At 43.6% G+C, this 14815-nt stretch carries 9 protein-coding genes and 1 tRNA gene; 6 read left to right on the top strand and 4 right to left on the bottom strand.

The features are described from left to right. Positions 1–47: 47 nt before the first annotated feature. Positions 48–3356, bottom strand: coding sequence for a hypothetical protein (locus A2048_03835; protein OGP10661.1), 3309 nt, complete (start codon positions 3354–3356; stop codon positions 48–50). Between the two features lie 295 nt (positions 3357–3651). Here A2048_03835 and A2048_03830 point away from each other — a divergent pair, with 295 nt between their 5' ends. After that, entirely contained in the window at positions 3652–4881 is a 1230-nt protein-coding gene (locus A2048_03830) for a hypothetical protein (GenBank protein OGP10660.1), read from the top strand. Here A2048_03830 and A2048_03825 read toward each other — a convergent pair. Then, a complete protein-coding gene (locus A2048_03825) occupies positions 4878–6977 on the bottom strand; it encodes a hypothetical protein (protein ID OGP10659.1) in 2100 nt (699 codons plus the stop codon). The genes A2048_03830 and A2048_03825 overlap by 4 nt on opposite strands. Before the next feature lie 119 nt (positions 6978–7096). Beyond that, positions 7097–9577, bottom strand: a complete 2481-nt coding sequence (locus tag A2048_03820) for a hypothetical protein (GenBank protein ID OGP10658.1) — start codon at positions 9575–9577, stop codon at positions 7097–7099. Positions 9578–9609: 32 nt separating this feature from the next. Between A2048_03820 and A2048_03815 the strand changes: the two genes are divergently transcribed. Continuing rightward, on the top strand, positions 9610–10629 hold the full coding sequence (locus A2048_03815) for a hypothetical protein (protein OGP10657.1): 1020 nt from the start codon (positions 9610–9612) through the stop codon (positions 10627–10629). An 8-nt stretch (positions 10630–10637) separates the two neighbouring features. Next, entirely contained in the window at positions 10638–11534 is an 897-nt protein-coding gene (locus A2048_03810; GenBank protein ID OGP10656.1) for a hypothetical protein, read from the top strand. A 22-nt stretch (positions 11535–11556) separates the two neighbouring features. On the opposite strand, the gene A2048_03805 is transcribed toward A2048_03810, so the two are convergent. After that, a complete protein-coding gene (locus A2048_03805) occupies positions 11557–12540 on the bottom strand; it encodes a hypothetical protein (GenBank protein ID OGP10655.1) in 984 nt (327 codons plus the stop codon). Positions 12541–12736: 196 nt separating this feature from the next. On the opposite strand from A2048_03805, the gene A2048_03800 reads away from it, so the two are divergent. The 3 genes from A2048_03800 (at position 12737) to A2048_03790 (ending at position 14788) form a co-directional block, all read left to right on the top strand. After that, complete coding sequence (locus A2048_03800; protein OGP10654.1) at positions 12737–13585, top strand: 4-(cytidine 5'-diphospho)-2-C-methyl-D-erythritol kinase; 849 nt, start codon at positions 12737–12739, stop codon at positions 13583–13585. 71 nt (positions 13586–13656) lie between these two features. Continuing rightward, positions 13657–13731: transfer RNA gene (locus A2048_03795), tRNA-Gln, on the top strand. A gap of 109 nt (positions 13732–13840) precedes the next feature. Further along, the gene (locus A2048_03790; protein OGP10653.1) at positions 13841–14788 is read left to right on the top strand and encodes a phosphoribosylpyrophosphate synthetase; all 948 of its coding nucleotides are present in this window, start codon (positions 13841–13843) and stop codon (positions 14786–14788) included. Positions 14789–14815: the final 27 nt, after the last annotated feature.

Below are 14815 nucleotides of genomic sequence, written 5' to 3'. Positions count from 1 at the left end.
ATTAAACAACAAAAAATAGCAGCGTGATGGTTATCAAACAATTTCAACTAAGAATGGGATTGACCCCCACCCGTGGGCATGATGTAATCCTGCCGCACAGATATAACTTTGTTTTCAACAGGCCAATCTTCTACATATTCGGTTTCTTGATATTTGGTTGCTTCATATTTCCAAGAAAGCTTTACAGGGGATCCATCGTCATCACGAAAAATAGTTGATCCAAAAAAATGGACACTCACCACAAGACCTAATTCTCGGCTGAAATAATATTTGTTCTTCCAATAGGTGTTCGATGTTTTTACAAGAACAAAGCTGGCGCTTTTAAGGTCGCGTATCGAAATTTCTTGCCCAGCTGCATTTACAATCGGTTGACCGTAATCAGAATGAACAGGATCATAAATTTGAATTTCACCGTCAATGCCATCGATTTTGAGGGAGTTGTTATTTAGATTATAGTGACCAAGATAGGCTTGTGGTGTTGATTGAAGGGCTGGAAGTTGCAATTTAAAATGAGGGTCCACTTGGCTGGGGGTCGGGTCATTCAGAATTGTTTTATAGAGGGGGAAGTAGGATTGCCCCGTGCCATACACCCCAACAGTTTCCTCATCTTGTCTCAAAAGAGCGGTTTCCGGCAAACGGACGAGTTCTTCGTATACCTTCGTGAGTTGATCTATTCTCGATTTTCTTTCTTTCCCTGAGCTACTCAACTTGGTCAGGTTTTCTATTTCTTGGTCGGCATCTTGAGCGGCTTTAAATGAATCCCAACGATCCATCATGCCGGCTCGAGCTTTATAACCCTCAAAATTTTTATTTTCATCAGTAGGGTTGTAAGGTGTCCACGGCGTCCACATTTCTTTCGTGCCCTGTTTAGAGTTTAGTTGTAGCCAAAGTCTGTTGCCCTTTGTTTCTTGCGATGATCCGACAATGAGCTGAACATCATAGCCGTAGCTTTGCGCCGCCAGAAAAAGGAGCATCATCCGGGCCTTGTCATCAGGAAGTTCCATTTTGTTATCGGGGAAGAGGGTCTTCAATTTCTCCATGGCCAACGGAAAAAGGGAAAAAGAGGCCCAAGATGAGTGACTCATCTCTTCGATCTGTTTTTTTGCGTAGTCCAAGGCTGCCCCATCACTGAAGGCTGTCGATCCATACATGGGGTCCTGGTATTTTTTGATTCTTTCGAATAATTTTTGAATGTCTTCAGGGAGAGAGGATGAGGGTGTCACCTCTGAAGGTGGGGGCAGGCCTGAAGCATTGAGCTTACAACGATCGAAGATTTGAAGGATCGGCCACTCTGTTCTATCCCCACTCCATTTCCTATAAAAATGAAGCGTCACTTTTTCTCTTGCTGCAGTAGACCGAACGAGGAAAAACTGCCCCAATTGAGGGGACCAAAAAACATGATTTTGCGGATCCTTAGATATATAGAGGGACATAGCGTGTCCATTAAAGATTTCTGTCGGTAGAGGAATCATTTTACCTTCGGCTTCAAAACTGATTTCATCATAAAGATGAGGCGGCACCTCACCATTAAATGAAATCGCTTCAAATTTTTCTATGATGTCTTGAGGAATTTTGTGTTCGGAAAGAGGATCTTTGATTTCCCTTAAGCTATACAAGCGGCCATTCCGATCGTAAAGATTATCTACTCCGAGAGATTTGTCATGAGTTTGGGGAGTGCCTTGAGTTTCTGGAGTGATTTGAGTTAACAGATAGTTGGGATTTTCTTTAAGCGTCCGGACTTTTTTGGCCACCTCTTCTGACAGAGCGTTGCAAGCCACATCAGCACAAGGCGTGGATTCAAGAACGGTGGTGTGATGGCTTAAAGGATCTTGATATTCGACCCAAGCATGGCCCATGACAAAGGTTGAAGCATCCCCAGCCGGCTCGCTAGCAAGATAGCCCCGCACATAACGCACATTGTAACCGTAGGCTCTTGCCGCCAGAAAAAATTCACTTGCGGCCACACTGCAAAGGGCGGTGTTGATGTAGTTTGGATCGTGGAGGTATTTGAGACCATCCACGCCGTTATTGACGTAGAGCTCAATATTTTTGGGGTTAAGATCATAGAGCCACGAAGATTGAAGTTTGGCGGCGGCATACCTTAGGGCCTCAGATTCAGAAAGGGCCTGGGCCCCAAAGAGGTCTTTGTTTTGGAGCTGTTTGATTTCTTCAAATACAGATCGCGTGAGTGTGGCCAACTGTTCCTTGGTCGCCAAGGAGGGAGAGTTATTTTGAAAATGCAGGGCGGTTAAGGGTTTTTCAAATTGGCCGTCATCATTCTCATACACGTCAAAGACAAGTTCCCCGGGTTTGACTCCATCGTGATCCAGCTTGACGTAGAACTGTCCATAGGTGGCATCCCAATACAAGCTGTAGGCTTTGTTTTGGGGAACCATGATGTGATTGGCATCTGTGGGGAGCGGGATTAAATTTCTCTTGTCTTCAACTAAAAGCGTGAGTGTGCCGACCGGGGGATTGGAAGGCATGAAATCGGCTTTTCCCAGGGTTCCCAAAGGCACTTGGCCCTTGTTTCGCTCAAGATCGATCTCATCAAAACTGCCGAGTCTGGAATAGCTTGCATTGTAACCCGTCAGTTTCCAAACAGGTTGGTTTTTCCCGTCCGCGGATGCAATGACGCCTCCAATGAAGGTTACCGTGTCGGTCTGATTAATAGGGTTGAAGGCGATTGGTTTATTTTCTGGTTGGGAGTCCTGAGGGTTTAAAAATTGATATTTGAATATTTCTGGCTCTTCAATGGAAAACCCCTTTAGAACCCGTTCTCTTTGATCTTCCTGCCACGACTCCATGAAATTCTGAACATGTTTGAACGTATCATTACGTGTTTCTTGGGGATAAGAAAGTTCAGAGATTCTTTTGTCTGCTTCCTTAAGATAGGATTGGTATAGAATGCTGACCAAGTCTAATTCTTCAATGGGGAGTCCTTCGGAAACCCGTTCTTTTTGGTATTCCCGCCACAATTCCATGCAATCCTGAAAATGTTTCCATGCGATTTGAAGTGTTTCTTGGGGGGAAGAACCCAGATAACGTTGATAGAGAATGTCGATCAAATCGAGTTGATCCTGGATACTTTCTGTTGGGGACTCCGAAAAGAGCCGTGCTTGTCGTTGGAGAGATAGGAATGGATCTGGATCTCCACAAATTTTTAGGTCACCATTTACAGGGTTGATCGAAAAGTTGGGTTGGGTTTTTTCTGCACTCCCTGGCAAAATCCCTTCCCCTACATCCGAGCTTGGTTGTTCCTCTGGAGGCGTGTACCCTCTTTGTCGAACCATTGTCATAAGATAAAATTCCAACCCGGGTTCTAAAGAAAGCAAACCCAATGCCAAGTGAGGCAAAAGATTTTGTTATTAAGCTTATGATATTATTGTTTTTTTATAGAAGTTTTTCGAGTTGAAAATTCTTCTTTTGTTTTTGATGTGTGGGCTCCCCTATTTTTTCTCTTTCTTCACTTTTTATGGGATTGAAAGATTAACGGTAATTTTTTGTACTTTCTTTTGATCGCAGGATCTTAATGGATCTTGAAAGTTGGGGCTTACAAAAATTTTGAAATTTTTTTTTGATAAAATCTTGATCGTTTCAGAATAAAAACTTACCATCATCAAACCTATGCCTCAAAAAATATCACTGACCATGCCCCAGCCGGGAGAGACCATTACCGAAGGCACCATTGTGAAATGGATTGTCAAACAGGGTGATTCAATCAAAGAAGGCCAAAACATTGTGGAGCTTGAAACTGAAAAGGCCGTTTTTGAATATGAATCCCCCTATGAGGGAAAATTGATCGAAATTTCAGGAAAGCCCAATCAAAAAGTCCCGGTGGGGGAAACCATTGCTGTTTTTGAAGTCAGCGATGAAAAGGCCAAGGCTTATGCGCTTTTGGGGTTGGGGCAGAAAAATTCATCGAAAAAATCGGGGGGCGCAGCAAGCGGCGCCCGTACGTTGGGGAGGGTAGGGGCGTCGCTTGCTGCGCCCTCAAAATCCATGCCCTTATCTCCCATGGTGCGGGCCCTTTTGCGGGAGCACAATCTTTCAGAAGATGTGGCACAAAATATTCCTGCAAGTGGTCCTGGGGGTCGCCTGACCAAAGAGGATATATTAAAATATATTTCAGTAGGGGCGGGTTTTAAACCCGCCCCTACATGGGTACCCGAAGAAGTTGATCTGCAGCCGGCTTCCCCCATTCGTATGCGTATTGCCGAAAACATGGTGGCTTCCAAACAATCCATTCCCCATGCCCATACGGGATTGACTGTGGATATGACCTTGTTGGTTGATTACAGAAACAAGAACAAGACCCGGTTTGAAAAAAAACATGCTGTTACTTTAAGTGTTCTTCCCTTGATGATGCCGGCCTTGATTAGTGCCATCAAGGAAGTTCCCTTGGTCAATTCCTTTTTTCATGAAAACGCATCAGGAAAATACATCGGGTATTTCAAGAAAATAAATTTGGGAATTGCCACGGGAACGGAGAAGGGGCTTTTTACACCGGTCCTTCATGATGTTGGTTCCCTGTCGATGGTTGATTTTGCCAAAAAACTAAAAACCCTTATGGAACACGCCATGAATTACAAATTAACCCCCAAAGATTTGACCGGCATGACTTTCACTTTTAATAATTACGGTTTTTTTGGTTCTACGACGGGGGTGCAGATTGTTCCCCCGGGCCATTCCTCCATATTGGGCATGGGAAAGATAGAAAAACGTCCCTGGGTGATAGGGGATAAAATAGAAGTTCGCCATCTTGCTGATTTTGTATTGGCCTTTGACCATCGCGTGCTTGATGGCCGTGATGTGGGGCTTTTCCTGAATGCATTTAAAAAGGCACTGGAAAATCCCGATTTCAAAAAGTGGGAGTTCTAGATCTTTTTGATACATCTGTTTCTGACAAGCATTCCGGTCAGAAAAAGCAGGGCCAAAAGTCCCGGCATGAAAATATTTTTCGGGTTTTGGGTGTTAAGCTGACATCCCCCACCACCACTGCCTCCGGATGATTCTGAAGCCGGCGACTGCCCTCCGGCGCCTGCTTGGGATCCTTCCTCCGAGCCGTTATCCCCAGAATCATTATCAGAGCCAGAGTCGTTATCAGAATCCGAGTCATTATCCGAGTCTGAGTTATCATCAGAATCAGAGCCTGAATCATCATCATCTCCCTGATCGTCATTGTCATCGTCAAGTTCTTCGTCGTCATCTCCTTGGACACTTTCACTTACGTTTGTTGAAAAAGAAAGGGAAGAGGCCCATGAGCCTGAAGCATTCTCAGAATCAACGGCCTTCACCCGCCAGTAGTAGGTTGTGCCTTCTGACAAGTTTGACGCCACTGTTGCACTTGTTGTGGCTGAGGTGTTTGTGGCCACAATGTTTGTAAACGAGGCATCCGTTGCTATTTGATAGGTATAACTAAGAGTGTCTCCATCAACATCTGTGGCTGCCGTATAAGAAAGGGTGGGTGTTAAATCTGAAGTTGTTGAGTTGTTTGTCGGGCTAGTTAAACTTGGTTGTGAAGGGGTGTGATTGGCAATGCTTACTTGTTGTCCAATACTCACGCCGTCGTAAGTGTCAAAGTCATCGTCACTAATTTCAATTGCAATGGTGTAATCCCCTTTTACGACTTCTGTTGTGTCCCACACAAAAGAATTGGCATCGTTTTCATTCAGGGTGGGGCTAATCTGGGTCGAGGTAAAATCTTCGTCGATTGAATGGATGCGAATGGCCGCATTGGAATCGGGGTCAAAATCATCCCAAGTAATTGTAAAACTATCGGAAGCCTCGTAATCTTCGCTATTGGGGGTGATAGGTGAAATGGAAGGAGTCCAATTTGTCAGAATTCCGGCGTTGAGTTCACCAAATTCTGTCCATGCCACGGCCATCGAGGTTCCTTCAAGGGCCAGTGTTGTGCTTGCAACCGTGTTGGTTCCAACAAGGTAAAGCCCTACATTAAATGTAATGGGAATTTCGTTTTCAAATGAAAGATAGTAAGAGGTGAAGCGGGCCTGGGCGTAATCGGCAAAAAGGGCGGATGCGAGAAACTGATCGTAAAACAAATAAGCGTTTTCATCACCGTCTAAGCCTAATTCAATGAAGTTGCCGGTTTCAGTTCCATCGTTTTCAATTGTTTCTGGATTTTCCCAGTCTCCAAGGCGTTTGATCAATTTAACCGCTTGAACTCCACCACTTGTCTGCTGATAACTTACAAAAGCGTTATCATCGGCACCGTACCTAAGCGAGGTGGCAACACCCGCATAATCATCATCATCAAGAGTGAGTACTCCCCAGCCAACACCGATTTTCTCGGCAATTTTGAGTGAAGCTGTCGAACCATCCGTATATTTTTGATAACTAATACCGGGAGCATCGGAATCATTATAGGCAAGCGAGGGGTAACGCCCCACATCTCCGCTTGAATCGATGGTTTCGGCCGACCATGAACTGCCGTTAAATGTGGCATATTTTAAATCGCGGCTGTTTGCATCATAGTAGGCCACACCCAGGGTTCCTGATGAATTTTTGGCAATGGATAATTTATGGTAGGCTGCCGGGACGATCACGGGAATGTCGATTCTTATGTTGGAATCGATTGTTTTTTTTGACCAGCTTTCCCCTTGTTTTACAATATGAAGCAAATCCTGGTTGGTGACATCTAGATAAACGATGTTTGGGTTGTCCGAATTATCATAAATGATGGCGCAATTGGAACCGATCATGGTTGAGGAATTATCCACTGTTTCTGTTGTCCAACTAGTTCCATTAAATGTGGTGAATTTAAGATCGCCAGCCGTTTGAGCAAAATAACAAATGCCCGGCTGTCCGGAAGAGTTTAAGGCGATATCGATGCCATAGCTTCCGACATAAGTATCGCTATCAATGGCATAGGTATCAAATTCATGGGCCTTTGCGGGTAATGAAACTACCAAAAGAAAGAAGAGAGTTAAATTTATTTTGTAAAGCCGCATGTCCATTCTTGAAGCAAGGGGCACGCCAAATCCTTAAAAATAAAACAAAATAAATTCAATAGTTTAGCCATTCAATTTCTATTTAGTTACGTTATATACATATGCTGATTGAACATAGGCATATTTTATTCGGAGTTTTTTTGCAGTTTATAGTGCCACAGTTGAATCCATGCAGGAAAAGCAATCATCACCACCGCAAAGAGCATGATAATACCGACAATAGCCAAGGTTCCCAGGGAACGAATGTAAGGCGTGCTTGCAATGGCAAACCCCCCAAAGCCGATCAGGGAAGTAAATGTGGCAAAAAAGATGGAAGGATAAATATCCTCGGATACTTTTTTAAGAGAGGTTTTTTGCTCGAGAAAGCGGTGGTAGTAGTGAATGAAGGCATCAATGCCCACTCCAAAGATGATGGGGATGGTGCACACATTGATGATGTTTAAATTTATGCCCACAAGGGCCATGACGCCGGTAAGCATGGGAATGGTGGCTACTATGGGAATGAAAATAACAGCCACTTTGTGCATGGAACGAAAATCAAAATAAAGAATAGCCAAAAAGAACAGGAGCATTCGGAGCATGATCCCGGGACCCTCTTTTTCAATCAGGCGAAGAATATCAGCTAAAATAAAACTTTCACTGGAGGCTGAAACTGTCTTCCCTTGGGGAAGTTTAATGTTTTTAAACAGACGGGTGAATAGTTCAACATCGGATTTGTTCCCCATGTTTATTTTGTCAGGGAGCAGATAAATGGCTGAGTAGACATCCCCCTCTTTTTTGAGGGGGAGGAATATTTTTTTGATCGTGGGTGGCAAGTCGTCCCTTGTGATGTTTTGAATCAGGCCGATTTTTTTAAAATCATCAATAATATTTTGAACGGAACCCGATAAGGGAGCCTTGGAGTCTTTGAGATGCTCCAGAATGGAATAGATGACTTTTCTTTTTTCTTCCTGATTTTTTGGAATGAATGTTCCCAGGCTTAAAGTATTTTTAAGGATATTTTTTCTGGGGGATTTTTCTATGAGAGTGTCTAATACTGCAGTTGTCTCCATTTCTTGCCCAATGGAATTTACAAGGATCACAGGGGGTTTGAGTGATTGCCCCACAATTTTTTTGACAATTTTTTCAAGCTTGTAACTTGTGATTTCATGATTTTCAATGCCGTTGCTTTGATATTCAACCTTAAGTTTGTAAGGTAGAACCAAAAGAGAAAAAGCAAGAAACCCCAGGGATACAAGAAGTATGGGGCGTGGTTTTTTCAGAAAAGGGAGTAAAAAACGGAAGTGGGTGATGCTTTCAGGAAATCTGAATGGAATCTTTCCGTGCTTGAAAAGATGGTAATCTTCCATCAGCATAAATAGGCACGGCAAGCCCAGGATAACGGCCAGATAGGTTGCTGTAATTCCCACGGCACCAATCAGGCCAAATTCTGAAAAGCCCTTGAACTGGCAACCTACAAGGGCCAGGAAGGACATAAGTGTTGTCAAAAAGGATCCCAGTGTGGCTCTCCCAGTTTTTGAAAAAGCCAAAATCATGGCTTCGGTGATGGGATGATGTTTTCGTTCGATCAAATATCGATCCAAAAGATAAATGCCGTAATCGCTTCCAAGCCCCAAAATAATAAAACCGGTGAATCCGGAAATGAGATTCAAGTGGCCTATTCCAAAATAGGTTATCGCTCCCGACCATAAAAGAGCCATGGCCAGTGGTATGGCAATGATAAGAGAGACAATGATGTTCTGGTAGTAGAGTGCCGTGACAATACCCAAAAGGAAGAATAATATAATGAGGACCCACAGAATTTGTTTTTTTAGGTGCTGGTTTTGATCGAGGAGGGTTTTATAGGTGCCTGTGAAATCGTAGGTGATGCTATGCCCAAACTGGTTTTGGTTGACCGCATCCAGGATTTGTTTGACTTCACCGATTAGTTTTTGCGTGGCATCCAGATCAAGGAAAGAGGTCGTTGATTTAATCCACACCACGTACATATTGTTTTCTGCGCCATAAAAATAGCCGCGATCACGGGGGGTCGACTCGCCGGATGCGTTTGAAGTGAGCGTGCGTGTTCCCCATAAATTGGAAAACGTGTTTTCATATTTTTTTTCAATGTCTGAAAAATCAAGTTTGGCTGAATCTTCAGGGTCAACCAGGTCGAGCATGTTTGAAAAGAATACGGACCCGCCTTTTTTTGCATTGGCATTTGAAACTTGGATGCGTCGGTCAATTTCTTTTAAATCATCCGGACTGATGTAGAGCCCGAGACGTTTTTGGAAATAGTCGCTGGGCAGTTTGGAAATAACGTAGTTAATGGTGGGGATCTTTTCCAGTTTGGGAGAGACTTCGTCTATGAAATGCTCTGTTTGAAGGGCGTTGGGGCCCCCAAGTACAACATATAAATGGCTAATGCCCCCATAGTACTCATCCACCTTGGTTAAGTTGACGACACTTTCAAAACTGTCCGGCAAAAGGGCCTTAAAATCGCTGCGGATTCCCAATTGGAGGGTGTAATACCCCCCGATAAGACTCATAAAAACAAGTAGGGTCAGCATGAAGCGCGGAAAGCGGGTCAGGAACCGGATCAAATTTTTCATGGTCTTGCTGTACATGGTCCTAAGAGAATGTTACTTACTTTTCTTTCATGAGTTTTAATAGCAAAAAAGGAATGGGCACACTTTTTCGTGTGGTGGGTTTTGTTGTTGGACTTGCCCTGTTTTATTTTTCCATTTCACAATTCGGTGGATTTCGTGCTGTCGCCTCTTATTTCAGACTGGTCGGGTGGGGCTATTTGGCCGTTATCTTCAATTCATTTATTGGCGTGATGCTTTTTGCCAGGGCGTGGTATCTCTACCTTGAAGACCATCATCATCTCTTGTCCTATCCGGCCCTTTTAAAGCTCCGTATTTGTGGTGAGGCGGTTAATTTCATGACTCCGCTTGGTTTTGCGGCGGGGGACCCCGTTCGTCTTCTTCTTTTAAGGAAATATCTGGGGCACTCAAGTCATCTTCGTTCGGTGGTTATTGATCGCATCATGCACTTGTTGGCGGCTTATCTTTTTTGTTTGACAGGATCCTTATTGCTTTTTTTTCAGCCTGTTATTTTTCCTCGGTGGCTTACCCTTACGATGCTTGCATTGTATGGTTTCCTGTTTGGTTCGATCGGTTTTTTGGTGGTGGAACTGCTTCAGGGAAAGGGCTTAAGTTTTGTTGAATATGTGATTTCCTGGCTGACTCCACTTAAAAAATTTCCAAAAGTGATTGAATTTGTCAATGAGCTGCGTAGTGATCTTTCATTTTATGCCGATAAACCCAAAGGGCCTTTTGTCCTTTCTTTTTTTCTTCATTTTGCAGGCCGTCTTTTGGGCGGAGTTGAAATTGCGCTCATTCTTTATTTCATTCAGGGGGACCCCAAGTGGGATTTTGCTTTTATGTTGGCGGCTGTGACTTCTTTGGTGGCGGTTCTGTTTGGTTTTATCCCTGGAGCTTTGGGGGTTTTAGAAACCGTGTATGCTCAGTTTTTTATGGCAAACGGTCTTTCTCCTGAAATGGGAATTACCGTTCAGCTTATTCGCCGGCTCAGGATTATGTTCTGGATCGGTGTGGGTGTTTTTGTGGTTGATTATCACGATATCATCAGCCACTTTAGAAAGAAAAAAACTTAAGGTCCCTTATGAAGTTGATTGATCGCATTCTTTATTCCCCTTTTCTTGTGCAGTTGGTGGTTACCCGCCGATGCAATCTTTCGTGCGGTTATTGCTCGGAATATGACAAAACCTCCGACCCTGTTTCTTTTGATATTCTTAAAGAACGAATGCGCCTTTTAAAGGATATGGGGACCTTGTTCATGGAATTTACAGGAGGGGAACCCATGATGCATCCCCGTATCATGGATCTTGTCAAAGAATCCCGCAAACTGGGTTTTTGGCGGACCATGCTTATTAGTAATGCCTATTACTTTACCCAGGAAAAGGTGGAAGCCTTGAATGAAGCCGGATTGCAAGACCTTCAAATTAGCATCGATGGGGTCAAGCCAAACCAAACCACCATTAAAGTACTAGACCCTCTGCGCCAAAGGCTTAAAACGGTTTCGCGCTATGCTAAATTCAGGGTGTTGCTTAATTCAGTGATAGGAAGTACCTCTTCTGCTGAAGTGCTTGAGGTGATTGATTTTGCCAAGGATCATGGTTTTGTCCCGCGTGTTCAGTTCATGCATGACGAGCATGGACAAATTTCATTGTCGCCGGAACAATTAAAACTTGTCGATGAAGTACGCAAACGTCTTGGAAGAAGGTTCATGGAAGGGGGCGATTATCGGATGGGGCTTATCCAAAAAGGGGAAGCTCCCTTTAAATGTCGTGCTGGGAGTCGTTATTTGTATGTCGATGAATTTGGTTTTGTGCGCTGGTGTTCTCAAACGCGCGAGGTTTTTGGGAAAAAATTGGAAGACTATACGTTTGCCGATCTTAAAAAACAGTTTTACCTGCCTAAAACATGCAGCCCTCATTGCACTGTTGGGTGTGTTCGTAAAAACAGCCGTTTTGATGAATGGAGACGGCAAAATGTGTAGGGGCGTGGTTTCCACGCCCTGTTTAAGCCAACGACAGTTTCAATCGATTTGTCTTTGTGATCACTCGTTCTTTCAAAAATTTTTCCATCCGCAAATTGATCAGCTCAGGTTGTTCCACAATGGCCACGTGACTCCCTTTTTTCACAATGAGCAACTCCGATTGTGGAATGAGGTGGTGCATTTTTTTGGCAACCCAGAGAGGGGTGAATTTGTCTTCATCGGCTCCAAAAATGAGGGTGGGGATACGGATGTTTTTCAGGTTTTCTTCGGAATTATATTGCTGCCAGTCTCGTAAAAGCTTGGATAAAAAAACAGGATCCACCTTGGTGAAGTGATCCATGTATTGATCCACAATTTTTTTATCGACCATGTAGGGTTTGATTATTTTAAGCCATCCGCCCACCTGGAAACTGAATGGTGAACGGGCCATCAGCAGCCCCATCGTTTTTGAAAGTTTTGGAAAAAGATGATTGAAAATATAGATACCTTCAAAAACATACTTTGATAAGGGTGAATCAAAAAAAGTGTCCATGGGTTTGCCAAAAGTGCCAAAGCAGGGGATGAGCGCGGCACAACGGCGAGGGTAGCTTTTGTAGAATTCGTAGACGATTTGTGTTCCCATGCTGTGGCCTACAAAAATGGCCTGTTTTATTTTTAAGGCATCAAGGACGGATTTTAAATCTTTGACCAGGGATGAAATGGTGAAGTTGGTTTTTAATTGGGGAGGACCGGACCGGCCATGGCCGCGATAGTCAAAAGTGACAACCTGAAAGGATTTCTTAAAATAGGCTTCGATATAAGAAAAATAAAAAGTGGAGCATCCAAGACCATTGCAACAGATGATGGGAACACCTTTCCCCACTGAATGATACCAAATTTTTGTGCCATCAAAGCTGGTGGCATATCCTTCTTTTGTGCGGTGAAGTTGAACTAATTTACCGCGATGGCTTTGGGAAAGCTGTTTTGAGCCATGGGAATCTTGTACGGTTAATAAGTTCGATTTCATTGCTTTTTGCGCGATTAGCATGCCTTTTCGACGAAAAGCAATATTAAATCGTTGATTTATTTAGTCCCTACGCTTTTTTTGGCTTTTCAATGAGCCATATTGACTTTTTAAATGGCTGGTATATAAGACGCCCCTTTCTCACTTGCAGATTGCTTAGGGTTTTTACCCACTTAAACATGATTATGAGGGGGCATTTATGAAGATACTCAAACTAAAGTCTCCAGGTAAAATTAATTTACGTCTTGATGTTTTTGATAAGCGGCCCGACGGCTACCATAACATCCGCATGCTTAACAGCGCCGTGAATGTTTATGACGATATCGAAATTCAACTTGTCGAAAGAGGGGTTGAAATTGTCTGTGATAATGACCCTTTGGTTCCTCTGGGAGAAGACAATATTGCTTTCAAGGCCTGCAAGGAAATTATGGCCTACTCCAATAAAAATGTAGGGGTTCGTATCGTTATTAAAAAGAATATCCCTGTTGCTTCAGGAATGGGTGGGGGGTCTAGCAATGCGGCCAGTGTGATTATGGGCTTAAATCAAATGCTTAAAATCAATTTGAGTATTGAAAAGCTTATGAAAATAGGATTTCGTTTTGGGTCGGATATTCCCTTTTTCATGTTTGGTGCGCCTGCCGTGGCTACGGGTATCGGTGAAACTCTGACCAAGGTTAAAAAAATGCCCACCATGCCCATGGTTTTAGTCAATCCCGGCGTGTCTGTTCCCACTAAAAGTGTTTATGAAAAATATCAACGAACCAATTCCCTGACCCCTGTTGAATTACCTAATGAATTTACCACTAAAAAAGCAGTGGTTCGTGTGTTAAACAACGATTTGGAACGTGTGACAACAAAACAGGTGCCCGTTGTTCAGGAAATTAAGGAGATGCTGATGAAATATGGAGCACTTGCTTCGCAGATGACAGGCAGTGGCCCCACCGTCTTTGGTATTTTCCCTGACAAAGAAAAGGCCGAAAAAGCGGCGAAAAAAGTACAGACCCATGGGGATACCAAGTGGCGTGTATTTGTTGCGGAGAATGTATAACGTAGGGGCGCAATTTATTGCGCCTGCAAATTGGACAAATAATGGGCGCAATGAATTGCGCCCCTACAAATTGGGGCGTAGACAAGCGGTAAGTCACCGGATTTTGATTCCGGCATTCCCAGGTTCGAATCCTGGCGCCCCAACAAATTTTGCGCATGCAAAATTTCCTCTATTTTCTATTGTCTATTTTCTCATGCGCAAAATTAGAAAATAGAAAGTGGAAAATGGAAAATAGAGGTTACAGATAAAGAAATTATGTCCTCATACAAAAACATTCGAATATTTTCAGGGAACGCCAATAAACCTTTGGCTGAGGAAATTGCGGCCTATCTGGGGTTTCCTTTAAGCAAGGCGACTGTCAAACGTTTTAGCGATGGCGAGGTCTGGGTTGAAGTGCACGAAAATGTTCGCATGATGGATGCTTATATCATCCAACCCACATGTAACCCAGCTAATGAGCATTTGATGGAATTGCTGATCATGATCGACGCCTTAAAAAGGGCTTCCGCATCCACGATTACAGCCGTTCTTCCTTATTACGGATATGCCCGGCAAGATCGTAAAGTTCAGCCGCGTACGCCCATTAGCTCCAAGCTGGTGGCTGATCTTCTGACTGCCGCTGGAGCTAGCCGTGTGGTATCCGTTGATTTGCATGCAGGGCAGATTCAAGGATTTTTTGATATTCCTTTTGATCATCTTTATGCCCTTACTGTTTGTCTTGATTATTTTAAGAAGAACCCATTGGATAATCTGGTGGTGGTTTCCCCCGATGTGGGTGGGGCCGAGCGTGCCAGGGCCTATGCCAAAAGACTGGGCGGTTCGTTGGCTTTAATTGACAAACGACGACCAGCGCCCAATGTGTCGGAAGTGATGCATATCATTGGGGATGTTGAAGGTAAAAATGCCGTGATTGTGGATGATATTGTTGACACGGCCGGAACTTTGTGTCAGGCAGCCAAAGCTTTAAAAGAAAAAGGGGCCAAGAAGGTTTATGCTTTTTGTACCCATCCTGTTTTGTCGGGGCCTGCTCTTGAACGTATTGCAAATTCAAGCCTGGAAAAATTGGTGACCACCAATACCATTCCTTTAAGCGACCAAGGAAAGCAAAACAGCAAGATTTTACAGATTTCAGTGGCTCCTCTTTTGGGGGAGGCCATTTCAAGAATAGCCAATGGCGATTCTGTTTCGAATCTTTTTGTGTGATGACAGAAACTTATTGTAGGAGAAATT

This window comes from Deltaproteobacteria bacterium GWA2_45_12 (genome assembly GCA_001797365.1).
Classification (GTDB): Bacteria; UBA10199; UBA10199; order UBA10199; family UBA10199; genus UBA10199.
The sequence above is the reverse complement of the archived record's forward strand: the minus strand, read 5'-3'. Positions and strand labels throughout refer to the sequence as shown.

What these genes read in the sequence shown, in the direction of transcription:
- A2048_03825 (OGP10659.1), bottom strand. Translation starts at nt 6,977, where the DNA reads ATGGACATGCGGCTTTACAAAATAAATTTAACTCTCTTCTTTCTTTTG.
- A2048_03800 (OGP10654.1), top strand. Translation starts at nt 12,737, where the DNA reads ATGAAGATACTCAAACTAAAGTCTCCAGGTAAAATTAATTTACGTCTT.
- A2048_03815 (OGP10657.1), top strand. Translation starts at nt 9,610, where the DNA reads ATGAGTTTTAATAGCAAAAAAGGAATGGGCACACTTTTTCGTGTGGTG.
- A2048_03820 (OGP10658.1), bottom strand. Translation starts at nt 9,577, where the DNA reads ATGTACAGCAAGACCATGAAAAATTTGATCCGGTTCCTGACCCGCTTT.
- A2048_03790 (OGP10653.1), top strand. Translation starts at nt 13,841, where the DNA reads ATGTCCTCATACAAAAACATTCGAATATTTTCAGGGAACGCCAATAAA.
- A2048_03830 (OGP10660.1), top strand. Translation starts at nt 3,652, where the DNA reads ATGCCCCAGCCGGGAGAGACCATTACCGAAGGCACCATTGTGAAATGG.
- A2048_03805 (OGP10655.1), bottom strand. Translation starts at nt 12,540, where the DNA reads ATGAAATCGAACTTATTAACCGTACAAGATTCCCATGGCTCAAAACAG.
- A2048_03810 (OGP10656.1), top strand. Translation starts at nt 10,638, where the DNA reads ATGAAGTTGATTGATCGCATTCTTTATTCCCCTTTTCTTGTGCAGTTG.